Origin of the sequence: Flavobacterium sp. NRK1 (genome assembly GCF_024054175.1) — a bacterium.
In the GTDB taxonomy this organism is placed as follows: Bacteria; Bacteroidota; Bacteroidia; order Flavobacteriales; family Flavobacteriaceae; genus Flavobacterium.
In genome coordinates this window covers 155,377-180,156 of record NZ_JAMXLA010000001.1, presented here as the reverse complement: position 1 = coordinate 180,156, position 24,780 = coordinate 155,377, and the positions used below count along the sequence as shown (strand labels likewise).

The following is a 24,780-nucleotide window of genomic DNA, read 5'->3' as shown; positions in this document are numbered from 1 at the left end:
CTACTTGTTCACAACAAGTTTGTGTGTTTCTGTAGTATTGTCTGAAACAATCTGCATAACATATGTTCCTGAAGCAACACCATTCATGTCTATTTCAACATTCATATTGTCTGCTTTTATTTCTTTAACCAGTTTACCTGTTGCTATTTCATAAATAGAAATATTGGCAGATGAATTATAGTTAGAAGCCAGATCTATGGTGAAAATTCCATTTGAAGGGTTAGGATATACCATACTTTTGTTTGCAGTAACAAAATCATCTGTTCCTGCTGTAGTACAATTTTCCTGAGCTTCATAAGCACCAATATCGCGTCTTCCGTTAAATACTGCCATTCCGTTTTGGTCAGCACTGTCATCTTCAGGATCACCCATATCAGCCGCAGGGCTAGGGCAGCTTAAAGTATGTACCGGAGTTCCGCCTTCAGTTTCAGTAAGTGCAGAAAGTCCAATTTCAAGAGGTAATGTAATACTTCCCATTATATCACTATCTATACCTGCAAAAACAGATCCGTCTACAATTCCAACAAGATTAAATCCGTTAGATGTTATAGTACTTTCTCCTTCACCAAACAGGTCGGCACCTGATAATACTGCTGTATTTCCTGCTACGATGCTGTTTTTTAAACTTACAGCGTTCATTCCTTCGGTAGAAATACCACCTCCGCTTATAGTAGCAGTATTTAATGTTATAGTATTTGCATTAAGGGTTAATGCTCCTGTGTTGTAAATTCCGCCACCATTTGTTAATGATGTATTGCCTGAAAGTGTACTTACCATAATTGTAGCAGAACCACCTTTAAGATAAAGTCCTCCGCCATGTGCTAAAAGTCCTGTGGCAGCATTTAGTGATACCGTAGAGTTGCTTAAATTAAGCGTACCTCCATTATTATAAATACCAGCGCCACCATCATTATCACTTAATCCCGCTGCGATATTACCTGTAATATGTGCATGTGATACCGTCATTGTACCCGATCCGTTCCATAAACCACCACCTTGTACAGCAATATTTTCGCCTATTACACCTCCTGTAACAGTTACATTACCCATACCTGTCATGTGTATACCACCTCCATTACCAGGTGAATTACCTGCATTATTAAGAGTAAGCATTACGTTTGTAAGGATTACAGAGCCATCGGCACCTCCGTTGTCTTCAATTCCTCCACCTGCACGTGTTGATGTATTAAGAGTAATTTCGGCATCATCTATAGTTACAGTACCTCCAACATCATTTAATATACCACCACCGCTACCGGCAGCACCATCGGCAGTATTGCCTGATATAACAGTATCTGCATTAATATCCAGCATTCCGCTAAGATTATAAATACCACCACCACCTTGGTCAGAGCCTGCTCCGCTTGCAGTGTTGTTAGCAATTACAGTTCCGGTAATCGTCATAGATCCCGATCCGTTCCATAATCCACCACCTTCAGAACCTGCTTCATTGTCGCTAACTGTACCACCTGATATAGTTATATTACCAGCTCCTGTTACGTGCAATCCGCCACCATTACCAGGAGAGTTATTTGTTGTATTTCCATTTAACATTACATCTGTCAATGATACAAAACCTACAGTACCTGAGTTATCTTCAATACCACCGCCTGCACGGTTAGATATGTTTCCGCTGATTTCTGCTTCTGTTATAGTTACCGTACCATTTACATCGTTAAGGATACCACCACCACTACCGGAAGCACCGTCAGCAGTATTATTGCTTATTACGGTTTCAGCATTTATCATAAGGTTTCCGCTAAGGTTATAAATACCTCCGCCACCTTGGTCTGCAGCATCACCACTTGCGGTATTTTCAGTAATTAGCGTTCCTGTAATTGTCATTGTACCAGAGCCATTCCATAAACCACCGCCTTCAGACATTGCTTCATTGTTGCTTACTGTACCACCACTGATAGTCGCATTGCTGCTTCCTGTAATATGCAGTCCTCCACCGTTACCCGGTGCAGAACCTGTAGTGTTTCCATCAAGAGTTGCATCATTAAGCATGATTGTTATTGCAGTAGCAGCATTAACTTCTATACCACCACCGGCTCTGTTGGCCATGTTGTTAGATATTGTACTGCCATTTACTGTAAGCATACCATCGGTACCTACAAATATACCACCACCGCTTCCGGACGCTCCTGATGCAGTATTGTTGGTAACTAAAGAGGCATTAAGAGTAACGCTTCCGTCGGCTACATAAATACCACCACCGCCATTTGTAGCGGCAGCACCATTTGCAGTATTGTCAGAAATTGTAGTGTTGTTAATTAAAAGGGTACTTCCGGATGCAGAAATGGCCCCGCCATTATCAGTTGCAGAGCCATCAGTAAGCGTTAAGTTATTTATTGTAACGTTGCCGCCTGTTATAAGTAAAATACGCGTTGTGCCGCCACCGCTGATAATAGTGTTTTCGGCATCGTTTCCATTGATAACAACGTTTTTGTCAATCATTACTTCGCTTGAAAGTGTGATTGTAGTTCCGTTTAATGAAGTATCAAAAAGAATAGTTCCGTCAGCAGCTACATCAAGTACTGCCTGCCTGAAAGAACCTGCTCCTGAATCATTAGCATTTGTTACAGTAATTGATTGTGCATTTGCCGATAAAGCAAAAAACAAACACAATCCTGTAACCATTTTTAAATAAGTAATTGTTTTTTTCATAGTATATAATTAGTGTTAATTGTACATATCTAAGCTACGACGATATTGTCTTAAAGGTTTTTAATATAAAGGTTAAATAAAACTTAATGAAACTGTAAAATTTATGCGAAGTGTTGCTATGTTTAGGATAGCGTAAAAAAGAATATCTTTACGTTAACAAAACTTTATAATTATTTATATGAAAATAAACTTAAAATCGGGTGCAGGAGAATTGCTTTTTGGAATGAAAGAGAAAGATGTAAAGGCTGTTTATGGTGAACCAGACAGGCAATTTAAAGATGATGATAAGAATATTATCTATTTATATAACGACAAAAAGCTAAGGCTTACTTTTTATCAGGATGAAGATTTCAGATTAGGATATATTATTATTTCCAACCCTTCATCTGAACTATTTGGTTCAAAAATAATTGGTGAGGCCTGGGAGAAAATAGAAGATCTATGTAATCAGAATGGTATAAAAGATTTTGAAAAAGAATCATTTGATACTGTGGATAATTACTTTAATGAAGATAATTGGATTATATTCAATGTCGAGTATGATGAAGTAATTAAGATAGAGTTAGGGGCTATTATAAACAGAGACGATGAGTTTGACTGGAAGTTTAAACCATAAGTTTATCAATTATAAAGAAAAAGGGATTCCGACGGAATCCCTTTTAGTTTTTTAGTGTTTTAAACAGATTAATTTGTTGCAGGAGGTGTTTCTGTTATCTGTAATTCAAAAATAAGGTTTGCATTAGGCCCAATTCCGCCACGTGGCATACCTCTTTCACCATAAGCAAGGTGAGCAGGAATAAATACAACAGCCTTGTCGCCAAGCGAAAGCAATTCTAAACTTTCAATAAAGCCCGGTATAAGTCCTGTTTTTGTACCAATTGTAAAAGGAAACGGCACATAAGCATGGGCAGCATCTTTTTGCGGAATATAATTGCCACAAGCTTTAGCAACATCTGCATTAGAAGAATCAAACAGAATTCCTGTTCCGTTATCTAAAAATCCTGAATAGGATACATATACCTTAGTTCCGTCAGCAGGTTTTTTACCTGTACCTTTTTCAACGATCATGTATTGAAGACCTGAAGCAGTTTTAGTTGCACTTTTTTTAATGTCTTCAAAATAAGCAGCTTTATCGGCTTTTGTTTTGGCTATTGCCTCGGCTTGTTTTTTCTGTTCGGCGGCTGCCTTTTCATAAAACTCTTTAAATACTTTAGGAGCATCAAACTTTTTAGCGTCTTTACCTACGCGAATAATTTTTATTGTTTTTATTTCGTCGTTTTGCTCTATCGCGTTAACAACATCCTGTCCTTCTATAACATGGCCAAATACGGTATGCATTCCGTCAAGGTGTGGGGTAGGAACGTGGGTTATAAAAAACTGACTCCCGTTAGTGCCCTTCCCTGCGTTTGCCATAGAAAGTATTCCGGGTTTGTCATGCTTAAGTTCAGGATCAAATTCGTCAGGGAATTTATAACCGGGCCCGCCGGAACCATCACCTTTAGGGTCTCCGCCCTGAATCATGAAGTCTTTAATAACACGGTGCCATTTAAGCCCGTCATAAAAAGGCTTGCCTTTATATTCAGCATTTACCATTTCGTTTTTGCCTTCGGCAAGCGACACAAAGTTAGCTACCGTTAGCGGAGTTTTTTGATACTCCAGTTGCAGCACGATTTTACCTTTATTAGTTTCAATTTCTGCATAAAGGCCATCCCCTAATTTTACAGGCGATGCAGATGGAGTAGTGTTACATGAAGAAAACAAAGCCACAAGGCTTAGAAAAAAACTTGTCATTGGTTTCATTTATATTAGATTAATTCTCTTTTACCTCATTTTCCGGTTTAATATCGGTCAGGGTTACGGTACATATAAGCGGCTGATTGGTGCCTATCCTGTTATTGTCTCCATGATAGCCGTAGCCCATATGTGAAGGAAACAGGAATGTTATTTTCTCACCTTCATTCATTAGCTTAATGCCGTCGCGCAGTCCCATCATTATATTTTGCTTATCTACATAATAAACCTGGGGGCGCAACTCAACCTCGCTGTATATAAGGTTTCCTTTTATATCTTTAATTTCATAGTTAAAAAACGCTACATCACCACGTTTTGGCTTTATAGTGTCCTGTGTATTCTCTATTTCATAATGGTACCAATAGCCTTTATCTGAAGCAATATACTTTATATGCGGATTACTCTTTATTATAGAGTCTATTTGCGATTCTTCGCTGGCTACCAGTTTTATATTTCTTTCTATGGATTCTTTCATAAAAGTACCCGATGAATGGGAAATGGGTCTTCTTGCCTGTTGTTGTGAACAGGAAGTAACCATGATTCCCAAAAGAAACAACGGCAATAAAAATACCTTCTTCATTGTATCAGTCAATTTTTGTGTGTGCTAAAGTAGCAATAAATTTCTGTATGGTAGCCTCTAAACTTTCGGTAGATTTTCCACCTGCCGCATTTATGTGGCCACCACCGCTAAAATGCTCGCGGGCATACTGGTTAACATCAAAATCACCTTTAGAGCGGAATGATATTTTTATTATACCTTCGTCTTTGTTTTCGGTAAAAAATGCCGTAAACATAATGTCTTTCATACCCAGGCCATAATTTACAATGCCTTCGGTATCACCTTTAGCGTGGCCAAAGCTGTTAAGCTCTTCCTGGCTAAGTGACGTATAAGATGTTTTATAGGCCGGTAACACTTTCATGTTCTGCAAAGCCCTTGCCAAAATTAAAATTCTGTTGTGCGAATGATTGTCAAACAATAAACTGTGTATGGCAGTGTTGTCAATTCCTTTATCTATAAATTCAGCAACCACCCTATGTGTAGTGCCGGTTGTAGAAGGGTATCGGAAAGAACCTGAATCGGTAACTATACCTGTATAAAGGCAGGTAGCAATAGTTTTATCTATAAGGCTGTCTTCACCTAAAGCGTTTATAAAATGATAAACCATTTCGCAGGTTGAACCATATGAAGTATCAGAAAATGTATAAGCGGCATAATTACCGGGTTTCTGATGGTGGTCTATCATTATAAATGGCGACTTTAATTCTTTAAGCACAGCTTCCATTTGGTCGCCTGTACGGCTGAGTACATTAAAATCGAGAGTAAATATAAGATCAGCCTCTTTAAGTATTTTTGTAACTGCTTCGGTTTCTTTTTCAAATACCCTTACTTTTTCTGATGATGGAAGCCATGCTAAAAAATCAGGAAATTCGTTTGGGGTTATTACTACAGGCTCATGGCCTTTATATTTTAAGAAGTGATATAGCCCCAGTGTAGAGCCCATAGCATCGCCATCAGGGTTACGGTGGGGTATAATTACAATTTTTTTAGTTAAGGCAAGTAACTGCCTAACACCACTAATATCGTCCGGATTCATCATTTTGCGAATTTACATTTTTTTCCCTTATTGCCAATGTTTAGTTTTCAGGGTTTAAAACTTTCAAAAAGGCGGGTAACGTCAAAATAAAACCCATTAATATTATAAGAGTTTTCGGCTAGGGTAAGGTAATCATATTTTTGTTCTATAAGCTGTTGCTCGCCACCAAAACGAAAACCGAGAATATCCAGTATTTCATATTCATTTCCGGTACTTATTACATAAAAACTATTTTCTTTAGTAATGCCATCTCCTGTACTAAGTATTGCATCTATAATTATACCTGCCTGGGTTTCTTCCACCTTGGCTTCTTTAAACTTTTCAAGCTGTTTAAAAGCATACATACGATACTCTTTTATACGTATGTTAAAGGGAAAATCTTTTAAAACCTTTTCAGATACTTTTATAAGTTTTTCCATCGTTTTGGTATCTGTTTTTTCACTTCGCAATATTTCATAAAGTTCATCCTGGGAATCGGATATGCTGTATGGAGAATAAGAAGGCTGAAAAGAGTATCCGTAATATAAATGTCTTTTTTCTTCTATTGTCATGGTGCTGTCCGCACGGTTATAGCGATCAAAAAGAGATTCAAAATAATAAGGTGATTTTTTATTGGCTACATTTTTTTCTATCTGTCTGTAATCAGGTTTAGAAAAATCTTCTGTTTGTGAAAATGCTGTTATAGAAAATAGCAATGCAAATAGCAGTATGTATTTTTTCATTGTGAAATAATTATCCCATAAAGGTAAAAAAAGAAACCATATCATAAATGAAAAAAAGGCAGCAGTGATTACTGTGCCTTTATTCGTGTTGTTATGGTTGCGGTTTAGCTTAGTCTTTCTATTGCTTCCGGAGTGACAGGGGTAAAGAAGTTAATCAGGTTGCCATCAGGGTCTCGAAATACTAGAGAGCGATTACCCCACGGCATTGTTGTAGGTTGCTGCACTATATCTTTAGTGATATTTTTAACGGTGTTGAAATTCTCATCTACATTTTCAACACGAAATTCTATGATCACGGTTTTATTGCTTTCCGGTTGGGCAATAGCCTCTCCAAAAAAGGCTAATGTTTTTGTGGTGCCTATGGCAATTGTAGCTAATCCTATTCTGATTTCAGCGAAGTCTTCAGTATACCACTTTACTGTTGCTCCTGTAATTTTTTCGTAAAAATCTGCCAATCGTTTAATGTCGGCGGTTATAATTCGCAATGATTGTAAGTTCATATAGTTGCTTTTTAATAATTAATACTGCAAAAATATAAGCGCATAATGACAACAGTATGTCAGCAGAAGTTTATGTGAAGTAATAAAAAAAGAAACGGCCGTGTAATTATACACAGCCGTTTCCTCTTAAATATAAGAACCTTTTTATTACAGTTTTTTAAGAAACTCAGTTTTAAGTACCATAACTGTTTTTTCTACCTTGCCTTCAATTTCTTTTTCATCATCGGTAAGGCGTATGTTTTTTACGGTTGTACCTCTTTTAATTACAGAAGACGAACCTTTTACTTTAAGGTCTTTTATAACCGTTACGCTGTCGCCTTCATTTAAAATGTTTCCGTTGCTGTCTTTTACTTCCATAAAGTGTGGTGTTATTATTTCCGACAAAATTATATTTTTTTTGCAGCTTTAAGCTTCTTTTTTGTTTTAATGTAAATTACAGGAAAGCCATTGTAATAATTAAAGTTGTTTATTATTAGAATTTTACGGCTCTCAAAATATTTAAGAATCCTTAAGTTGAAAATAACGAGCAGAAAAAAAGTTTTTTTCTGTAAAACCTGTTTAAAATTCTTTTAGAAACAGCATATTCTAAAAGAATTTTACTAAAAAATAATCAAAATAAAAATCCTTAAATCTCACTTTTGCATTTCAATTATAAGCATTACTTTTGCGCATGCAACATAACGTACTTATTTTAGATTTCGGTTCGCAATATACTCAGCTTATTGCGAGAAGGGTTCGCGAGTTAAATATCTTCTGCGAAATTTTCCCTTACAACAACCCTCCGGTTGATTTATCATCATACAAAGCGGTAATATTATCGGGAAGCCCATTTTCTGTAAGGGCTGAAGATGCGCCACACCCCGATCTTTCACAAATTCGTGGTAAACTGCCTTTGCTGGCTGTTTGTTATGGTGCACAGTATCTTGCCCATTTTCATGGAGGTGAGGTCGCCCCATCTAATATTCGAGAATATGGGCGTGCCAATCTTTCTTTTGTGAAAGAAGATGAACCTTTCCTAGAAGGTGTTTCGGCAGGGAGCCAGGTTTGGATGAGCCACAGTGATACTATAAAAAAACTGCCTGAAGGTGGAGTAGTATTGGCAAGTACAAAAGACGTGGAAAATGCAGCTTACAAAATTGAAGGTGAAACAACGTATGCTATACAGTATCACCCTGAAGTATACCACTCTACAGATGGTAAGCAAATGCTTGAAAACTTTCTTGTGAAAATTGCAGAAGTGCCACAAAACTTTACTCCTGATACTTTTGTTGAGGATATTGTTGCCGAGCTTAAAGCAAAAATAGGCAATGATAAAGTAGTACTTGGGCTTTCCGGGGGGGTAGATTCTACCGTTGCGGCAGTACTTTTAAATAAAGCTATTGGTGCAAACCTTTATTGTATTTTTGTTAATAACGGATTGTTAAGAAAGGACGAATTTGAAAATGTTCTTCACCAATATAAAGATATGGGATTAAACGTGAAGGGGGTAGATGCTGCCGACCGTTTTCTTTCCCAACTTGCAGGTATAGATGACCCTGAAACAAAGCGTAAAACTATAGGCCGTGTATTTATTGAGGTATTTGATGACGAAGCACATTTACTTACAGATGTAAAGTGGCTGGCGCAGGGTACTATTTATCCTGATGTTATTGAGTCGGTTTCTGTAAAAGGGCCATCGGCTACAATTAAATCGCACCACAATGTTGGCGGTCTGCCTGACTTTATGAAACTGCAGGTGGTAGAGCCGCTACGTATGTTATTTAAAGATGAGGTAAGACGTGTTGGAGCTACTTTAGGTATAGATCCGGAGCTTTTAGGTCGTCACCCTTTCCCGGGGCCAGGTCTTTCTATCAGGATTCTTGGTGATATTACACCTGAAAAAGTACGTATTCTTCAGGAAGTAGATGCTGTTTTTATTAACGGGCTTAAAGAACACGGACTTTATGATAAAGTATGGCAGGCTGGAGCAATCCTGCTTCCTGTAAACAGTGTAGGTGTTATGGGTGATGAGCGTACTTATGAAAAAGTTGTTGCGCTTAGGGCTGTAGAATCTACAGATGGTATGACTGCTGACTGGGTTCACCTTCCGTATGAATTCCTTATGAAGGTTTCTAACGAGATAATAAATAAAGTAAAAGGCGTAAACCGCGTGGTATATGACATTAGTTCTAAACCACCGGCCACAATTGAGTGGGAATAAGCTTTATATAATATTGAAAGCCGTGCATTTTTTGCACGGCTTTTTTATATCAGTACGGATATGTGCTCTCAGTTTTCATGTTTAGTCTAAAATTATTACTTTTAGGTTTTCCAATTACTAAGATTACTTATTTTATGAAAAAATTATTACTATTACTTTTTACGCTTTGCCTGTTTAATACCGTTGAGGCGCAGGAGGAAACAGAAACAACAGATGTACCTGCAGATGGCGGACTAATAGATTATGATACTTATTTTATAGATCATGTAACTACAATGGGAGAAAGGATTATTATGATCTCCAGGAAATATATGGTAGATCCGGATGAGATATATAAATATAATGAAATACAAATGGACAAAATGGGCATTGCCCCGGGGCAGACATTAAAAATTCCATTGCATGAATCACATAAAAAAGACCTTGAAAAATTTAAAGAACAACTGATAAAACAAAACGGGGGCAATCCTATACAAGTACCAGCAGTGCCTCCACTTAAGAAAAAAACAGAAGATGAAGAAGAAGAGGATTATTAGTCCTCTTTTTTATATAAAATGCTTTTGGTATGTGTTTTGTATTTTTAACTGAAATTTATAAGATAAAACTACATTGTAGTTGCTGTAAAACCTAAATTTGCATTTGTTAAATTGTTCTAAAAAGACCACACTTATGAAATATATCGTGATTTTTATTTTTTCACTTGCCCTGCTGTCAACGCCCGCTTATGCACAGGATTATAAAAAGCATAAAGTAGAAAAAGGGGAAACTGTTGTAAGCATAGCAAAAAAGTATAAAATTACTCCTTACGATATTTACAGGCTTAATCCGGACTCTAAAAACGGAATAAAAGAAAATACATTTTTACTTATACCCGGAGCTACAAAAGTTCCTGTTTCGACTCCTGAAAAAGAAAAAACTACCAAAGTAGCAAATACTATTCATGAAGTGCAGCCAAAAGAAACGCTTTTCAGCCTTTCTAAAAAATATGATGTATCTATAGAAGATATAAAAAAAGCTAATGGTACTGTACTGGAGAATGGATTGCAGATAGGGCAAAAAATAATAATCCCGATTAAAGGCAGTGGTGTGGCAGCTCAGGTTAAAGCTGAGAAAAAAGCAGAAAAAAAACCTACCTATCCTTCTTATTTTTATCATGTTGTTGAAGCCGGAGAAACCAAGTATTCTATAGCTAAACAATATGGCATGACCCTTCAGCTGCTTGAAGAACTTAATCCTGAAGTTAAAGATACTTTACCATTAGGCTTTAAGTTAAAGCTAGATAAAAATGCCCTGCTTAAAAAGGAAGATATACAGCCAGTAACAGAGCAGCCCGTAAAAGAGGCATATGTAGAATATACCGTAAAAGCTAAAGAAACTTTATACAGCCTTACGAGAGACAACAATCTTACTGAAGCTGAATTTTTTGCATTAAATCCGCAGGCTAAAGAAGGTCTTCAGGAAGGTATGGTTATTAAGTTGCCGGCTTCATCCGGCATACTTTCGCCAGGCGCTGTTGTAAATACAGCAGACAAACCTGTTACAAATCTTCTGGCTTCTCTGAAAAAATCAGAACAAAGACAAATCGCCCTTTTGCTGCCTTTTAATATTGCAAGAATAGAATCGGATACTGTACGTTCCAAATTATTGCGAAGCGATAAGTTTCTTAATATGACACTTGATTTTTATGCGGGAGCTCTTATGGCAATAGATTCAGCAAGAGTATTAGGGCTTCCTTTAAAAGTAAAAATACTGGATTCTAAAGAAAGCAGAACTACATCTGATGTAAGTGCTCTTGCATCTGGACTATCTGGTATGGATGCGATTATTGGTCCGTTTTTCCCCGGTAATGTAGAAACGCTTGCAGCTATGCTTTCTTCAAAAAATATTCCTGTAATATCTCCGCTTTCTAAAGAAGAGGCGAGGGCATATCCTAATATGTTTCAGTCAGTACCAACATCAGACAGAACAAGAGGTGCCATGCTGGAATATCTTAAATCTAAAAATGGTAACATAATAGCCATGGTAGATGCTAAAAAGGCAAGTTCAAAGCAATTTATTCAGGCTAATTTACCAATTGCAAAATTTGCTCCTCTTAATGCAGATGGTACCATTATACCGGATGGACTCAAAGCACTTTTGGTAAAAGATAAAGTTAATTATGTTATACTTGAAACCGAAAGGATAGGTATGATGGCGGGAACTACAAAAACACTGATGGATGAACTTGGTGAATACCAGATTCAGCTCGTTGTATTAGAAAGATATGATGCCTTTGACAATGATGAGATGCCGGTTTCAAGGTTAACGGGCTTAAAAATGCTTTATCCTTCTGTAACTAATGACAGCAATACTCAACAATCAGAGTTGTTTGGAAAAGTATTTAAAGAAAAAAATAATATAATGCCTAATCAGTATGCAACAAGAGGTTTTGACCTTACGTTTGATACGATCCTTCGCCTTTTTCAGGCCGAAAGCTTTAAAGAGGTGATGGCAGTAAATGCATCTGAACAGGTAGAAAATAAATTTGCATATATAACTGAAAAAGGAAGCAATTATAATACAGGGGTTTATATCCTGTATTATGACGAAGATTTAACTATTAAACTGGCAGAATAATTATGACATCTAAAGTAACATATTTAGGAGAGTTAAGAACATCTTCTGTACACATACAGTCTGGCAACGAGATTATTTCAGATGCACCAACAGATAATCATGGCAAAGGCGAGGCTTTTTCACCAACAGATGCTGTTGCCAATGCATTGGCAACATGCATGTTTTCTATTATGGGAATTAAGGCTCGCGATTTGGGCGTTAATCTTGAAGGTTCTACGGCTGAGGTTACAAAAGTTATGCAGCCAAGCCCAAGAAAAATAGCAAAAATAGAAGTGATTTTTAATATGAAATCAGATGCTGACGAAAAGTCTAAAGAAATACTTGAACGTGTTGCAAAAACATGCCCTGTGCATTTAAGCCTTCATCCGGATATTATTCGCGATATAACATTTAACTGGTAATAGTAGGGTAAATCCTTATTTGTATATAGTTAAAATCCTCCTGTAAAGGGGGATTTTCTTTTATATAAGCATACTAATTTTGAGAATGGAAACCATTAAATGCTAATTTATGAGAACAATTACACAATTTTTAAAATGCACTGGTATAGTATGTTTTATGTTTACGGCTTTACTCTTTTCTTCTTGCGAGGATGATAGTGATGAGGGTACGAATAATAACAACAATTCTTCTTTAAAGGGGGTATGGACAAGGCTGCCAGGGCCAAGTGGCGACAGGACAGATCTTGCAATAGGAGGTATAGAAGGAGAATCGTCAGAAAGGGTATATATGTGCGAAAAACAAGGTTCTACTGCTGCGGGACTGTATAAAGGCTATATAGATGGTCATTATATTACCTGGGACGCAGAGTACGGCCTGCCGGATACTTATATTGAAATAGTAGGAGGTAAGCTTGAATTTTCTTACCCTGACTGTAGTTTTTGTTTGGTAACCGATTATGAAAGAGGTTCATGGGGAGGTGATTGCGGACTGCTTCAAAATGGAGGTGGTGGTACAACAGAAACTACAGGGCAGGTTATGTTCTGGACTCAAAATGATTTAGGATGCGGTACTATAACGGTAAATGTAGCCGGAAACGGAGGCAGTATTACAGGTTATTATAGTTCGGGAGCACCTTCATGTGGTGCGGCATATGGAGCTAACTTTACACTTCCTGCAGGTAATTACAGCTTTACGGCAAGTTGTAGTTCATACAATTGGGATGGTAATGTAACTGTTACTGCTGGTGGATGCTTTAAAATGCAGCTCACTCAATAAAAATTCATTTTGCAATGATGGATTGGGTTAGTTTATTATTGTAGTAACTTTGCCTCTTTTTTCAAAGAGGCATTTTTATTTTTAAACCTTCATTTATTTTGGATCAGCAGAAAGAATTTTTAATTAAACTGGCACATACAAAAATGCCTTTTGGTAAATATGAAGGACGTTATTTAATTGAGCTGCCCGAATATTATGTTGTATGGTATCATAATAAGGGGTTTCCGGCGGGGCAGTTAGGGCAAATGCTTCAGCTCGTGTATGAACTGAAACTTAACGGGCTCGAAAATATAGTGAGGAACATACAAAGGCAATATCCTAAAAAATAACTTTTTAATTAAGTAATATGTCAATTGTTTAATTGCTAAATTAAATGACTGATATATTAAAAATTAGAGCGACAGTTTGGCAGAAAACTATTATTTAGCATTATTATTGACTGTGGAATATTAATAATGCAAATAAGAAAATGATTGTAGTGTTACTTTAAATAAGAGCTACAGTAAACAATCAAAAAAAATACGTACTTTTGCCACGTTTTTTACAACAGCAACACAACACATATTTTTACAAATGAATCAGACAAAGTATATTTTTGTTACAGGCGGTGTGTCTTCTTCTTTAGGAAAAGGAATTATAGCAGCATCACTGGCAAAACTACTGCAGGCAAGAGGTTACAGGACAACAATCCAGAAATTTGATCCATACATTAATGTAGACCCGGGTACCTTAAACCCTTATGAGCACGGAGAGTGCTATGTTACTGACGATGGTGCAGAAACGGATCTTGACCTTGGCCACTATGAACGATTTTTAAATGTGCCTACTTCTCAGTCCAATAACGTTACTACAGGAAGAGTTTACCTTTCGGTTATAGAGAAAGAGAGAAGAGGAGAATTTCTTGGTAAAACCGTACAGGTAGTACCTCATATTACAAACGAGATTAAAGAACGCATGCAACACCTGGGCAATACAGGTGACTATGATATTGTTATTACCGAAATAGGTGGTACGGTAGGTGATATTGAATCATTACCGTATATCGAGTCGGTAAGGCAGTTGGTTTGGGAACTGGGTGAAAACAATGGTATTGTTATTCACTTAACGCTGGTTCCGTTCCTGGCTGCTGCGGGAGAGCTTAAAACAAAACCTACCCAGCACTCTGTTAAAACATTAATGGAAAGCGGTATTAAAGCCGATATTCTGGTTTGCCGTACAGAGCATGAACTTTCATCTGACCTTCGCCAGAAACTGGCATTGTTTTGCAATGTAAAAAGAGAAGCGGTTATACAATCTATAGATGCTTCTACAATATATGATGTGCCAAACCTTATGCTTGAAGAAGGCCTTGACAGGGTTGCACTTAAAAAACTTGATCTTCCTGAGAAAAACACTCCGGATCTTAAACAATGGAACCAGTTCCTTTTCAGGCTTAAAAATCCTAAACATACTGTAAACATTGGTCTTGTAGGTAAGTATGTAGAACTTCAGGATTCCTATAAATCAATACTTGAAGCGTTTATCCATGCAGGTTCTGCTAATGAAACTAAGGTAAATGTTATAAGTATCCACTCTGAATATATTGACAGAGACAATGCTGAAGAAAAACTAAGCGGACTTGACGGTATATTGGTTGCTCCCGGATTTGGTGGAAGAGGAATTGAAGGTAAAATAGAAACTGTTCGTTACGCAAGAGAAAATAAAATACCTTTCTTTGGTATTTGTCTTGGTATGCAGATGGCAGTTATAGAATATTCGAGAAATGTATTAGGGTGGAAAGATGCAAATTCAACAGAAATGAATGAACATACTCCACATCCGGTTATTAATATAATGGAAGAGCAGAAAACCATAACCAATATGGGTGGAACTATGCGTCTTGGTGCCTGGAAATGTACTATAGAACCAGATACTCTTGCAAGTACTATATATAGTGGCCAGGAAGAAATATTGGAGCGTCACCGCCACCGTTATGAATTTAACAGCGCTTACATGAAGGATATTCAAAATGCGGGACTTAAATTATCGGGCGTTAATCCTGACACAGGCCTTGTAGAAATTATAGAGATTGAAAGCCATCCATTCTTTATTGGTGTTCAGTATCATCCTGAATATAAAAGTACAGTGGCTAATCCGCATCCGCTTTTTGTAAGTTTTGTAAAAGCGGCAGTAAATAAAAAGAGCAAATAATAATATTTTGTCTGCCAAAGAGATAAAGTAAAATAATTTTATAATGGAAGAAAAAAAGTTAGATTTAAAAACAATAGTAGGCTTTGGTCTTATAATGCTGTTACTATTGTGGATGATTTACAACAATACTGCCGAAAATGAAAAGGCACGTCTTGAAAAAGAGAAACAAGAGCAGATAGATAAAGCTAAACAGCCGCAACTACCTGAAAAAAGTACCGCTTCCATAGTAAAAGATTCTACTTTAAACGATTCAGTAAATGTTGAAAAGCTTAAAGGTTCGCTGGGAGCATTTGCTTACAGTGCTTCACTTCCTTCTGCTAAAAATAATGTAACTGAGCTTAAAAGCAAATTGCTTACATTAAAAATAGCTAATAAAGGAGGATATATACATGAAGCTGTTATAAATGACTTTGAACAGCTTTCTAAAGATTCCGGTAAAAAAGTTGAGCTTATTAAAAACAATAATGCTAACCTTAATCTTCAGTTTAAGACGCAGGATAACAGAATACTTAATACTAAAGATCTTTACTTTGAACCAACTCTTACAAAAGAAAACGGGAATGACGTTTTAACGATGCGCCTTAAAGCCGGTGCAAACCAGTTTTTAGAGTATCGCTATGTATTAAAGCCTAATGATTACATGATGGATTTTTATATCCGTTCCCAAGGGCTTTCGCAAATAGTTGATACTTCTAAACCTATGGATTTAGAGTGGATGCTTAAAACATACAGAAATGAAAAAAGCGTTACTTATGAAAACAGGTATACCAAAATAGTTTATGAACACGAAGGCGGTAAAGACAGCAGTCTTAGTGAAGGCTCTAAATTGGATACTGAAAAAGCGGAAGATGTAACTTATATTGCTTTTAAACAGCATTTCTTCACTTCTATACTTTTAACGGAAACACCATTTAAAACAGCAGATCTTACTTCTGAAAATCTTGTAAAAGATGAAAAAACAGATACCATTTTTACTAAAAAATTCATAGCAAAAATGCCGCTTGAATTTAAAGGCGGTGAATTAAGCTATAATATGAATATGTATTATGGTCCTGCTAATTATGATATACTTAAAGGGTATGAAAATAAAAACCTTGACGAAATAATGCCGTTAGGCTGGGGTATATTTGGTTGGATAAACCGTTGGATATTTATTCCTGTTTATGGTGCATTAAGTGGTTTCCTTCCTCATGGTATCGCAATTATTTTATTTACAATTCTTGTTAGGCTTGCAATGTCTCCGGTTACCTATAAGTCATATGTTTCGCAGGCTAAGATGAAGGTACTTCGCCCTGAAATTGCAGAACTTAACGAGAAGTATAAAAAAGACCCAATGAAAAAACAGCAGGAAACTATGAAGCTGTATAATAGTGCAGGCGTTAATCCTATGGCAGGATGTCTCCCCGCATTAATGCAGATTCCGGTATTCTACGCATTGTTCCAGTTCTTCCCGTCTTATTTTGATCTAAGGCAGAAAAGCTTCCTTTGGGCAACAGACCTTTCTTCTTATGATTCTGTTTACCATTTTTCTAACGGGTTCAGACTTCCGTTTTATGGTGACCATGTTAGTTTATTTCCAATACTTGCTTCGGTAGCTATATTCTTCTATATGAAGATGACAACAGGCGATCAGTCTATGTCTGCCCCTCAGCAGGAAGGTATGCCGGATATGAGCAAGCTTATGAAGATCATGATTTACATATCTCCGCTTATGATGCTTATATTCTTCAACAACTACGCATCAGGTTTAAGTTTGTATTACTTTATATCTAACCTTATTACAATAGGTATTATGCTTGTAATTAAAAATTACATTGTAAAAGATGACAAGATACATGCTAAAATACAGGCGAACAAAGCCAAACCTAAAACTCAGGGCCGTTTTCAGCGTAAAATGCAGGAGATGATGGAACAGGCACAAGAACAGCAAAAATCTAAACAGATTAAAAAATAAAATACTTAAAAGCACTCTTCGGAGTGCTTTTTTTAAATGTGGCTTATTTTTGGATATAATAAAAAAGACATAAATTCGATTAATAGAAAACAAAACCAGTATATGAAAAACAAGTTTATAGCTTTTATATTTTTATTATTTATAAGTTTTGGTGCTTTCGCACAAAATATAAACCAGACAGATGCTGCCGGTAAGCGTAACGGAGTTTGGAAAGGCACTTATGAATCTAAAAGGCCACGTTATGAAGGCATGTTTGATCATGGTAAAGAAACGGGTACTTTTAAATTTTTTGAAGATAATAAAGCATCTACACTTACTGCTACAAGAACATTTGCTGCTGACGGATCATGCATAACTACTTTCTTTGATGCCAAAGGGAAGAAAATTAGCGAAGGCAAAGAGGTAAATAAACTTAAAGAGGGTGAGTGGAAGTTTTATGCTGAAGGGACCGAAACATTACTCTCTACTGAACCTTACAATAAAGGAAAATTAAATGGGGTTAAAAAGGTTTATTTTTCAAACGGCAATTTGGCTGAAGAAGCTGCTTATGTTAACGGAGTTAAAGAAGGTATTTATAAACAATACACCGAAAAGGGGATTGTATTAGAAGAATCTATTTACAAGAACGATAAGCTTAATGGCCCGGCAACATTTAAGAATGCGCATGGAGAGGTAGTTAGCCAGGGTCAGTTTTCAGATAATATTAAAACGGGCAAGTGGATATTTTTTGAAAAAGGGAAAATGGTAAAAGAAGAAGATATGAGTAAGCGTAAAGTGCAGCTGGCACGTAAAGAACGTAAAAACTAATTTTTGTCGTACTTTTGCAGAAATTTTTAAGAAAGGAATTAAAATGAAACGTGTAGTAGTAGGGCTATCCGGTGGTGTAGATTCGAGTGTTGCAGCCTACCTGCTTCAGGAACAGGGTTACGAAGTTATTGGCTTGTTTATGAAGAACTGGCATGATGAAGCTGTTACAATTTCTAATGAATGCCCATGGCTTGAAGACAGCAATGATGCTTTACTGGTGGCTGAAAAACTGGGCATACCATTTCAGACAGTTGACCTTAGCGAACAATATAAAGAACGTATAGTAGATTATATGTTCAATGAATATGAAAAAGGCAGAACACCTAATCCCGATGTACTTTGCAACCGCGAGATTAAGTTTGATGTTTTTATGAAGATTGCCCTTAGCCTTGGTGCAGATTATGTGGCTACTGGCCATTACTGCCGTAAAGGAACAATTGAAAAAGACGGTAAGGAAACCTATCAGCTTCTTGCAGGAGTAGATGGTAATAAAGATCAGTCGTATTTTCTTTGCCAGTTATCACAGGAACAATTGGCAAAATCTTTATTCCCCATTGGTGAGCTTACCAAGCCACAAGTGCGTGAAATAGCTGCTAAAATGGAATTGGTTACTGCTGATAAAAAAGACTCACAAGGACTTTGTTTTATTGGTAAAGTGCGTCTTCCTGAATTTTTACAGCAACAGCTTCAGCCTAAAGAGGGACTTATCTATGAAGTAAACGCGGATGTTGAAACGTATACAGCTGCAACTCCACAGTTTAATTCTGTGAAAGAGCAACTAGCTTATGAAGCCAAAAATATAGATTACAGACCGGAAATGGGTAAAGTAGTAGGCAAGCATCAGGGAGCGCATTATTTTACTATTGGCCAGCGTAAAGGTCTTAATGTTGGTGGAACTAAAGAAGGCTTGTTTATTATTGCTACTGATGTAGAAACCAACTCAATATATACGGGACAGGGTGCAAATCATCCCGGACTTTTCCGTAAAGCGTTATTTATTCAGGAAAGTGAGATCCATTGGGTGCGCGAAGACCTTGAGTTAATAGAAGGCGAAACAATGGATGTTATGGTACGAATACGCTACCGCCAGCCATTACAAAAAGCTACCCTTCACAAATTTGATAATGGTATGTACATTTCTTTTGAACAACCGCAGTCTGCCATTACAGAAGGACAATTTGCTGCATGGCATATAGGCGAAGAGCTTATTGGAAGTGGAGTGATTTCGTAAATACGTACTACACGCTTCCTTTTTTTATTAAATTTGCAATAACATGACCTAAACATATTAAACCAACACGAAAACAAAACTTAATGAGTAATAACGTTACTGATGGAATTATCATCAACAAAGCAGAAACTTCAAAGATTGGAACTGTAGATTTTGAAAACCTTACTTTTGGCAACACTTTTACAGACCACATGCTGCTTTGTGACTTCAGGAACGGAGAATGGGAAACGCCTGTAATTAAACCTTATGAGCCTTTTCTTATAGATCCTTCAGCTAAAGTGTTTCATTACGGGCAGGCTATTTTTGAAGGTATGAAAGCCTATAAAGACGATCAGGATGATGTTTGGCTTTTCAGGCCAGATCAAAATTTTGAACGTTTTAATAAATCTGCGGTAAGGCTTGCGATGCCCGAAGTACCCGAAGAAGTATTTATTGGCGGATTAAAAAAGATTCTTGAAATAGAAAAAAACTGGGTAAAAAAAGGAAAAGGCAACTCCTTATATATCCGCCCCTTCATGATTGCCATCGGTTCCGGTGTTGTGGCAGCACCCTCTACACAATACCGCTTCATGATCATACTTTCTCCTGCAAAATCATACTATTCAGGTGAAGTAAAAGTTATTATAGCTGAGCATTACAGCCGTGCCGCTAACGGAGGTATAGGCGCCGCTAAAGCTGCAGGAAATTATTCAGGACAGTTTTACCCAACGAAACTGGCTAACGAGATGGGCTTCCAGCAAATTATATGGACAGACGATGCCACCCATACTAAACTTGAAGAAGCAGGAACAATGAATGTTTTTTTCAGAATAAATGACACTTTATATACGGCTCCCACAAGTGAAAGAATTCTCGATGGTGTAACCAGAAAAAGCCTTATTGAACTTGCGGCGCGTGAAAATATTAAAGTAGAAGTTCGCTCGGTATTGGTAAATGAGCTTATTGAAGCCGCCAATAATGGTTCCCTTAAAGAGATTTTTGGCGCAGGTACCGCTGCTGTAGTAAACCCTATTGTTGGTTTTAGCTATCAGGATAAATACTATGAACTGCCAAAAATTGAAAATTCAGTAGCATTGGAATTAAAAGAAAAACTAAACAACATACAATACAAACTTGCAGAAGATACTTTTGGGTGGACAGTTAAAGTTTAGTATTCAATTGATAGGGATTAATTTTCAATAACCAGTTGACTTTTAGTAAGAATAAAAAAGAGGTCAGTAAATTTAATATTTACTGACCTCTTTTTTATTCTTATGCCTCATATAGCTGAATACTGATTACTCAATACTGCTAACTATTTAAGTATTTCCTCAAAATTAGGTTTAAAATAATTAGGCCCTTTCATAACCTTACCGTCTTCACGATAAATAGGCTTACCATTTTCACCCAGTTTACTCATATTACTGCGCTGTATTTCATCAAAAACTTCTTCTATTTTATATTGCAGGCCATGTTCTATAATTGTTCCACATAATATATAAAGCATGTCGCCAAGGGCATCGGCAATTTCTACAAGGTCATTGTTTTGAACTGCCTCAAAATATTCCTCATTCTCTTCTTTCATCAAATTATAGCGAAGCAGGTTTACCGAATCGCCCAGTGAACCTTTGGGTCTTTCGCTTACACCAAGACCAAAAGAGGTATGGAATTGCTTAACGGAATCTAACTGTTTTTTCATTTTTTATAAAATTTGTGACCTAAAAATAGCTAAAAATACAGGGATAGTATTGTACCTTTGCAAAAAGATTTCAACATGTTCACAACAGGACAAATTAATTTTGCCATATTTTTTATTATTGTTTTTGTAGCTGCTATGATATATGTATATCGTAAAGACCTTAAGCAGCATAAAAAATATTATAAAGGCAGTTATAAAATATTAATTGCGTTTCTTGCTTTTATAGCCATACTGTTTGTATTAAAATCATATTTAAAACATCAGTCTTAAAATATTGTTAATTTTGTAATGCCAAAAATCCCCATTAATGGGGATTTTTTTTTACATTGACTTCTTGAAATTTGCATTAATAACCAATAAAAGAAAAAATCACAAATTATGGAAAATGAAACTCCTGAAATTACAGACAAAACGTTTACAGTAAACTCTGAAAACAGTTATTTTAATTCCACAGGATTATGTCTTAACATTTTATTACCGGCAGCAACAACTGAAAACCCGTATGTATTTAAATATTTTGATGTTTCACAGATAATTGACGGTAAACATAAAAATGCAGTATTTATTTACCTGAAAAAGCATACAGATAATGGTACTGATATTTCTGGCGATGACGACGACAAGACAGAATGTGGCTGCGTTTTTACACACAGTCAGATGTTACCAGTAGATACTCAGGCAGGCTATTCTGCTTTCGATCATACAAAAAAAGATAATGCACTTGTAGTAATATACCATGATAATTCTGAAGATGAAGACGATTGGTTTACCTGTGCTGAAAAGGTATTTGTTGAAGTCAAGACTTTATGGAATAATGCCATAAGCAATGGTAATTTTCAGGATAGCACATGCTTAATTGGTGAAACACCTAAAAAAAGAGGAACTAGTTTTGTTCCACATAATTAATATATGATAAAGCCTTATTTAAAAGTCTTTTTATTCCTGCTTATAAATTTATTTATAAGCAGGATGCATTGTCAGACACAATATTCTGAAAATTTATTATCGATTCGTGAAAAAATAGAATCCGATAAATATAATCAGGCAATGACTGATTTAAAAAACATAAGAGAATCTTCTTTGGCTAAACCAGAAAAGGCCTTTTATAATTTTTTAATGGCTCAATGTTTTGATGCTGATGATAAATTTAATAAGGCTTATCAATACTATTTAAAAGCAAAAAAGCTTTATACTCAAATTGATAGTATAAGTATGGCTATGGACATTAATATGAATATAGCCAATTTAATACACGTTCAAGAAAATCATACTGATATTTATAAAAAGTATTTCAAAGAATATATGGATTATGCTGAAAAAAGCAATAATCTAAAAAAAATTGCCAGAGGCTATCAGGCTCTTGGTAACTTCAGATCAGGAGAAAACAAACCAGAAGAAAGTATTTCATTTTATAAAAAAGCAATTGAACTTTATAGTAAAGCCAATAACAAAAAAGAAGCCAATAAAATATATATAAATATATCAGCAATCTATATTGAAGATTTACATAAACCAGATTCCGCTTTATTTTATCTAAATAAGCAACTTGATGGAATGAAGGATTATGGTGATATTCAAAATCTTTGCTATAACTATGTAAACCAGGCATCAGCTTACTATAATCTAAAAAATTACAATAAAGCAATTGAATACCTTAAACTGGCAGATAACTTACCTATAAAAGATCATCGGTCAATGGTAAACCAGTATATTTATGAGTTTCTTTCTATGAATTATGATTCTATAAGAGATTATAAAAATGCTTATAAATATTTGATGCTCAACAAAAAATATGCTGACAGTATAAATATTGAAGAGCAAAATATTGCTATTAATGATTTAGACACTAAATACAAAACCAAAGAAAAAGAACTTGAAAATACTTTGCTTAAAAGCAAAGTAAAAACCAGCCGCATTTTAATATATTCTATTGCTGTTATTTTATTGGCTATAGTTGTAATTGCTTTTTTAATGATAAAAAATTCCAGAAGAAGGGAAAAAATATCAAAGCAGGAAAAACTTATAGAACAGCAAAAATTTGAAAAAGCGCTAAAAGATTATGAGCTTAACAGTATAGATATGATGCTGGAAGGCCAGGAAAAAGAGCGCCAGCGCATTGCTAACGATCTGCATGATAATCTAGGGAGTATGCTTGCAACACTAAAGCTGAATTTTGAAAACTTAAAGCTCAGAAAAATAGAGCTTAGGGAAGAAGAAAACAAACTGTACGAACGTACCGATGAGCTTATAGAAGAAGCTTACCAAAAAGTACGCCGTATAGCGCATGCCAAAAATGCAGGGGTGTTTGCAAGTGAAGGCTTAATACCTGCCATAAAGAAACTGGCCGAAAAAATATCCATTCCCGGTAAACTGCAATTACAGGTTATATCTTTCGGTTTTAAAGAAAGAATGGAAAACACATTAGAAATTGCTATTTTTAGAACAGTTCAGGAACTGGCAACCAACATAATAAAACATTCTCAGGCTACAGAAGCAACAATACATATGACGGACCATGATGACAACATAAACATAATAATTGAGGATAATGGCGTTGGATTTGACAGCAGTAAAATAAATACTGCCGATGGAATGGGTCTAGCAAACATAAAGAAAAAAATTGCCCAGCTTGGCGGTACGCTTGAAATAGATTCTACCCCGGGTAAAGGAACAACAATAATTATAGATATACCTGTAAATGATTAACGTAGTAATTGCTGAAGACCATCAGTCGCTTATAGACGGTATAAAGATATTCCTTGAATATGAGGATGATATTAAAGTAGTCGGTGAAGCCAATGATGGTGAAAGGCTTCTGGAGATTGTAAGGCTTAGGCAGCCCGATGTGGTGCTAACCGATATACGTATGCCTAAAATGGATGGTATTACTGCTACCAGGTATCTTAAAAAAGAGTTTCCTGACTGTAAGGTTATTGCTTTTAGCATGTTTGAACAGGATGAGGCAATAAACCAGATGCAGGAAGCCGGAGCAGAAGGCTATATTATGAAAAACTCATCGCTAAAAGTAGTTTTGGCTGCTATTAGAACTGTAATGAGCGGTGAAACTTATTTTGATGCCACTATAAAAAACAGTAACCTTAAAAAAACAGATGATGATGTACCATTAAGTAAACGCGAAATGGAAATTGTTAAGCTAATTGGAGAAGGGAAAACATCTCAGGAAATTGCTGATATACTGTTTATTGGCAAAACAACTGTAGATACTCACAGAAAAAACATTCTCAAAAAACTTAGCCTTCAGGGTAAAAGTGAACTGTTGCGCTACTCTATGGAAAAGAAATATGACTTTTAATTTGTAATAATTAACAAATATTTACCTAAAAATACCCACTTATGGGTATTTTTTTGCGTTATACATTATACCAACTTTGTAAAAGTCAATTAGGCATTACATGTCAAAATGCAAAAACCAATGAGTAAAACAACAAAATTTTCAGCGCTTTTAGGCAAAACAAATTTTTTCAGCCGAATCTTTCGCCGTAAAAAAACAGCCTTCGCAAAGCAAAGACGTCTTTTAAGGGGAGATTACAATTTGTTTTAATCTTTATCTATTATAAAATAATAAAGGCTAAAACAATTTAATCATC

The 24,780-nt window shown here is 36.0% G+C and carries 23 protein-coding genes and 1 pseudogene; 16 read left to right on the top strand and 8 right to left on the bottom strand.

The features are described from left to right. Window positions 1–2,670, bottom strand: a complete 2,670-nt coding sequence (locus NHE85_RS00835) for a right-handed parallel beta-helix repeat-containing protein (protein ID WP_252808795.1) — start codon at window positions 2,668–2,670, stop codon at window positions 1–3. Between the two features lie 178 nt (window positions 2,671–2,848). On the opposite strand from NHE85_RS00835, the gene NHE85_RS00830 reads away from it, so the two are divergent. Continuing rightward, complete coding sequence (locus NHE85_RS00830; RefSeq protein WP_252808794.1) at window positions 2,849–3,286, top strand: hypothetical protein; 438 nt, start codon at window positions 2,849–2,851, stop codon at window positions 3,284–3,286. 68 nt (window positions 3,287–3,354) lie between these two features. Here NHE85_RS00830 and NHE85_RS00825 read toward each other — a convergent pair whose 3' ends face one another. The 6 genes and pseudogenes from NHE85_RS00825 to NHE85_RS00800 all read right to left on the bottom strand — a co-directional run. Next, window positions 3,355–4,461: a peptidylprolyl isomerase gene (locus tag NHE85_RS00825; RefSeq protein ID WP_252808793.1), complete on the bottom strand. Its 1,107-nt coding sequence runs from the start codon at window positions 4,459–4,461 to the stop codon at window positions 3,355–3,357. Window positions 4,462–4,480: 19 nt separating this feature from the next. Continuing rightward, window positions 4,481–5,041, bottom strand: coding sequence for a gliding motility-associated peptidyl-prolyl isomerase GldI (gene gldI, locus NHE85_RS00820; protein ID WP_252808791.1), 561 nt, complete (start codon window positions 5,039–5,041; stop codon window positions 4,481–4,483). A 4-nt stretch (window positions 5,042–5,045) separates the two neighbouring features. Next, on the bottom strand, window positions 5,046–6,059 hold the full coding sequence (locus tag NHE85_RS00815) for a bifunctional oligoribonuclease/PAP phosphatase NrnA (protein WP_252808789.1): 1,014 nt from the start codon (window positions 6,057–6,059) through the stop codon (window positions 5,046–5,048). A gap of 44 nt (window positions 6,060–6,103) precedes the next feature. Further along, entirely contained in the window at window positions 6,104–6,778 is a 675-nt protein-coding gene (locus NHE85_RS00810) for a DUF4919 domain-containing protein (protein ID WP_252808787.1), read from the bottom strand. Between the two features lie 104 nt (window positions 6,779–6,882). After that, the gene (locus NHE85_RS00805; RefSeq protein ID WP_252808785.1) at window positions 6,883–7,278 is read right to left on the bottom strand and encodes a VOC family protein; all 396 of its coding nucleotides are present in this window, start codon (window positions 7,276–7,278) and stop codon (window positions 6,883–6,885) included. Window positions 7,279–7,425: 147 nt separating this feature from the next. Then, window positions 7,426–7,626: pseudogene (locus NHE85_RS00800) on the bottom strand (alkylphosphonate utilization protein); the annotation flags it as partial. 322 nt (window positions 7,627–7,948) lie between these two features. Here NHE85_RS00800 and guaA point away from each other — a divergent pair. The 11 genes from guaA (at window position 7,949) to NHE85_RS00745 (ending at window position 20,645) form a co-directional block, all read left to right on the top strand. Beyond that, entirely contained in the window at window positions 7,949–9,478 is a 1,530-nt protein-coding gene (gene guaA / locus NHE85_RS00795) for a glutamine-hydrolyzing GMP synthase (protein WP_252808782.1), read from the top strand. A 134-nt stretch (window positions 9,479–9,612) separates the two neighbouring features. After that, window positions 9,613–10,014, top strand: coding sequence for a LysM peptidoglycan-binding domain-containing protein (locus NHE85_RS00790; RefSeq protein ID WP_252808780.1), 402 nt, complete (start codon window positions 9,613–9,615; stop codon window positions 10,012–10,014). Window positions 10,015–10,147: 133 nt separating this feature from the next. Continuing rightward, the gene (locus tag NHE85_RS00785) at window positions 10,148–12,094 is read left to right on the top strand and encodes a LysM peptidoglycan-binding domain-containing protein (RefSeq protein ID WP_252808778.1); all 1,947 of its coding nucleotides are present in this window, start codon (window positions 10,148–10,150) and stop codon (window positions 12,092–12,094) included. 2 nt (window positions 12,095–12,096) lie between these two features. Continuing rightward, entirely contained in the window at window positions 12,097–12,495 is a 399-nt protein-coding gene (locus NHE85_RS00780) for an OsmC family protein (protein WP_252808776.1), read from the top strand. A 109-nt stretch (window positions 12,496–12,604) separates the two neighbouring features. Continuing rightward, entirely contained in the window at window positions 12,605–13,312 is a 708-nt protein-coding gene (locus NHE85_RS00775) for a hypothetical protein (protein ID WP_252808774.1), read from the top strand. A 98-nt stretch (window positions 13,313–13,410) separates the two neighbouring features. Then, a complete protein-coding gene (locus NHE85_RS00770) occupies window positions 13,411–13,641 on the top strand; it encodes a DUF3820 family protein (protein ID WP_252808772.1) in 231 nt (76 codons plus the stop codon). Window positions 13,642–13,885: 244 nt separating this feature from the next. Beyond that, window positions 13,886–15,502 carry a CTP synthase gene (locus tag NHE85_RS00765; protein ID WP_252808771.1) on the top strand — a complete coding sequence of 539 codons (1,617 nt, stop codon included), beginning with the start codon at window positions 13,886–13,888 and terminating at the stop codon, window positions 15,500–15,502. A gap of 43 nt (window positions 15,503–15,545) precedes the next feature. Next, window positions 15,546–17,456, top strand: coding sequence for a membrane protein insertase YidC (gene yidC, locus NHE85_RS00760; RefSeq protein ID WP_252808769.1), 1,911 nt, complete (start codon window positions 15,546–15,548; stop codon window positions 17,454–17,456). 102 nt (window positions 17,457–17,558) lie between these two features. Next, complete coding sequence (locus NHE85_RS00755) at window positions 17,559–18,263, top strand: toxin-antitoxin system YwqK family antitoxin (RefSeq protein ID WP_252808767.1); 705 nt, start codon at window positions 17,559–17,561, stop codon at window positions 18,261–18,263. Between the two features lie 43 nt (window positions 18,264–18,306). Beyond that, a complete protein-coding gene (gene mnmA, locus NHE85_RS00750; protein WP_252808765.1) occupies window positions 18,307–19,494 on the top strand; it encodes a tRNA 2-thiouridine(34) synthase MnmA in 1,188 nt (395 codons plus the stop codon). An 83-nt stretch (window positions 19,495–19,577) separates the two neighbouring features. After that, window positions 19,578–20,645 (top strand): branched-chain amino acid aminotransferase, encoded by a 1,068-nt coding sequence (locus NHE85_RS00745; RefSeq protein WP_252808763.1) that lies wholly within the window; start codon window positions 19,578–19,580, stop codon window positions 20,643–20,645. 143 nt (window positions 20,646–20,788) lie between these two features. On the opposite strand, the gene NHE85_RS00740 is transcribed toward NHE85_RS00745, so the two are convergent. Beyond that, a complete protein-coding gene (locus tag NHE85_RS00740; RefSeq protein ID WP_252808761.1) occupies window positions 20,789–21,172 on the bottom strand; it encodes a nucleoside triphosphate pyrophosphohydrolase family protein in 384 nt (127 codons plus the stop codon). Window positions 21,173–21,247: 75 nt separating this feature from the next. Here NHE85_RS00740 and NHE85_RS00735 point away from each other — a divergent pair, with 75 nt between their 5' ends. The 4 genes from NHE85_RS00735 to NHE85_RS00720 all read left to right on the top strand — a co-directional run bounded on the left by NHE85_RS00735 (window position 21,248) and on the right by NHE85_RS00720 (window position 24,485). Then, window positions 21,248–21,442 (top strand): hypothetical protein, encoded by a 195-nt coding sequence (locus NHE85_RS00735; RefSeq protein WP_252808759.1) that lies wholly within the window; start codon window positions 21,248–21,250, stop codon window positions 21,440–21,442. A 108-nt stretch (window positions 21,443–21,550) separates the two neighbouring features. Beyond that, window positions 21,551–22,078, top strand: a complete 528-nt coding sequence (locus tag NHE85_RS00730; protein ID WP_252808757.1) for a hypothetical protein — start codon at window positions 21,551–21,553, stop codon at window positions 22,076–22,078. Between the two features lie 141 nt (window positions 22,079–22,219). After that, entirely contained in the window at window positions 22,220–23,878 is a 1,659-nt protein-coding gene (locus NHE85_RS00725; protein ID WP_252808754.1) for an ATP-binding protein, read from the top strand. Further along, on the top strand, window positions 23,871–24,485 hold the full coding sequence (locus NHE85_RS00720; protein WP_252808751.1) for a response regulator transcription factor: 615 nt from the start codon (window positions 23,871–23,873) through the stop codon (window positions 24,483–24,485). Before NHE85_RS00725 ends, NHE85_RS00720 begins: the two co-directional genes overlap by 8 nt. Window positions 24,486–24,780: the final 295 nt, after the last annotated feature.

What these genes read in the sequence shown, in the direction of transcription:
- NHE85_RS00775 (WP_252808774.1), top strand. Translation starts at nt 12,605, where the DNA reads ATGAGAACAATTACACAATTTTTAAAATGCACTGGTATAGTATGTTTT.
- NHE85_RS00815 (WP_252808789.1), bottom strand. Translation starts at nt 6,059, where the DNA reads ATGATGAATCCGGACGATATTAGTGGTGTTAGGCAGTTACTTGCCTTA.
- NHE85_RS00805 (WP_252808785.1), bottom strand. Translation starts at nt 7,278, where the DNA reads ATGAACTTACAATCATTGCGAATTATAACCGCCGACATTAAACGATTG.
- NHE85_RS00740 (WP_252808761.1), bottom strand. Translation starts at nt 21,172, where the DNA reads ATGAAAAAACAGTTAGATTCCGTTAAGCAATTCCATACCTCTTTTGGT.
- yidC (WP_252808769.1), top strand. Translation starts at nt 15,546, where the DNA reads ATGGAAGAAAAAAAGTTAGATTTAAAAACAATAGTAGGCTTTGGTCTT.
- NHE85_RS00790 (WP_252808780.1), top strand. Translation starts at nt 9,613, where the DNA reads ATGAAAAAATTATTACTATTACTTTTTACGCTTTGCCTGTTTAATACC.
- NHE85_RS00780 (WP_252808776.1), top strand. Translation starts at nt 12,097, where the DNA reads ATGACATCTAAAGTAACATATTTAGGAGAGTTAAGAACATCTTCTGTA.
- NHE85_RS00830 (WP_252808794.1), top strand. Translation starts at nt 2,849, where the DNA reads ATGAAAATAAACTTAAAATCGGGTGCAGGAGAATTGCTTTTTGGAATG.
- NHE85_RS00785 (WP_252808778.1), top strand. Translation starts at nt 10,148, where the DNA reads ATGAAATATATCGTGATTTTTATTTTTTCACTTGCCCTGCTGTCAACG.
- NHE85_RS00725 (WP_252808754.1), top strand. Translation starts at nt 22,220, where the DNA reads ATGACTGATTTAAAAAACATAAGAGAATCTTCTTTGGCTAAACCAGAA.
- NHE85_RS00765 (WP_252808771.1), top strand. Translation starts at nt 13,886, where the DNA reads ATGAATCAGACAAAGTATATTTTTGTTACAGGCGGTGTGTCTTCTTCT.
- NHE85_RS00745 (WP_252808763.1), top strand. Translation starts at nt 19,578, where the DNA reads ATGAGTAATAACGTTACTGATGGAATTATCATCAACAAAGCAGAAACT.
- guaA (WP_252808782.1), top strand. Translation starts at nt 7,949, where the DNA reads ATGCAACATAACGTACTTATTTTAGATTTCGGTTCGCAATATACTCAG.
- NHE85_RS00825 (WP_252808793.1), bottom strand. Translation starts at nt 4,461, where the DNA reads ATGACAAGTTTTTTTCTAAGCCTTGTGGCTTTGTTTTCTTCATGTAAC.
- NHE85_RS00810 (WP_252808787.1), bottom strand. Translation starts at nt 6,778, where the DNA reads ATGAAAAAATACATACTGCTATTTGCATTGCTATTTTCTATAACAGCA.
- NHE85_RS00730 (WP_252808757.1), top strand. Translation starts at nt 21,551, where the DNA reads ATGGAAAATGAAACTCCTGAAATTACAGACAAAACGTTTACAGTAAAC.
- NHE85_RS00755 (WP_252808767.1), top strand. Translation starts at nt 17,559, where the DNA reads ATGAAAAACAAGTTTATAGCTTTTATATTTTTATTATTTATAAGTTTT.
- NHE85_RS00735 (WP_252808759.1), top strand. Translation starts at nt 21,248, where the DNA reads ATGTTCACAACAGGACAAATTAATTTTGCCATATTTTTTATTATTGTT.
- mnmA (WP_252808765.1), top strand. Translation starts at nt 18,307, where the DNA reads ATGAAACGTGTAGTAGTAGGGCTATCCGGTGGTGTAGATTCGAGTGTT.
- gldI (WP_252808791.1), bottom strand. Translation starts at nt 5,041, where the DNA reads ATGAAGAAGGTATTTTTATTGCCGTTGTTTCTTTTGGGAATCATGGTT.
- NHE85_RS00835 (WP_252808795.1), bottom strand. Translation starts at nt 2,670, where the DNA reads ATGAAAAAAACAATTACTTATTTAAAAATGGTTACAGGATTGTGTTTG.
- NHE85_RS00720 (WP_252808751.1), top strand. Translation starts at nt 23,871, where the DNA reads ATGATTAACGTAGTAATTGCTGAAGACCATCAGTCGCTTATAGACGGT.